Here is a 698-nt window from a genome sequence, read left to right as displayed (position 1 = left end):
CATGAAGGCCGCCCAGCATGGCGAGCCGATCCCCGAGGGCTGGGCGCTGGATGCCGAGGGGCGCCCGACGACCGACGCCAAGGCGGCGCTGGCGGGTACGATGCTGGCGGCGGGCGGCACCAAGGGCGCGCTGCTGGCCATGGTGGTGGAACTGCTCTGCGTGGCGCTGACCGGTGCGGCGCTGAGCGTGGAGGCGGACAGCCTGTTCGAGGAGCAGGGCAACAGGCCGACGCTGGGCCAGGCCTTCATCGTCATCGACCCCGGCGCGCTGGCGGGGCAGGACCGTTTCCTCGACCGCGTGGAGACGCTGGTCGCCGCGATGCTGGAGGACGAGGGCGTGCGCCTGCCGGGCGGCCGCCGCTTCGCCGCCGAGGCGCGCAGCGAGGCCGAGGGGATGGAGATTTCCACGACCACGCTGGAGATGCTGGAAGGGCTGGCGGGGCGCAAGCTCTAGCCCCGCGGCGCCTGGAGCAGCCATCCGCCATGCCGCGTCCCCCCGATCCCGACCGCATCTGCGGCCGCGCCGCCGTGCAGGCCGTCTTCCGGTACCGTCCGGGCGACATCCTGCGCCTCTTCTACCTGCCGGCCATGCGTGCGGAGGCCGGTCCGGTCTGCGCCGCCCTGGCGCGGGAACGCCGCCCCTATCGCGAGGTCCGGCCGGAGGAGCTGGCGCGTGTCGCGGGCACCACGCATCACGG

The 698-nt window shown here is 74.5% G+C and carries 2 protein-coding genes; both read left to right on the top strand.

Features of this window, described 5'->3' with window-relative positions; genetic code table 11:
• The coding region (locus ROTAS13_RS25460) for an Ldh family oxidoreductase (protein ID WP_075823728.1) at window positions 1-454 on the top strand (454 nt) is incomplete at its 5' end.
• 29 nt (window positions 455-483) lie between these two features.
• A partial coding sequence (locus tag ROTAS13_RS25455) for an RNA methyltransferase substrate-binding domain-containing protein (RefSeq protein WP_305793741.1) occupies window positions 484-698 on the top strand: 215 nt, incomplete at its 3' end.

Source organism: Roseomonas sp. TAS13 (assembly GCF_001950415.1).
Classification (GTDB): Bacteria; Pseudomonadota; Alphaproteobacteria; order Acetobacterales; family Acetobacteraceae; genus Roseomonas; species Roseomonas mucosa.
The sequence above is the reverse complement of the archived record's forward strand: the minus strand, read 5'-3'. Positions and strand labels throughout refer to the sequence as shown.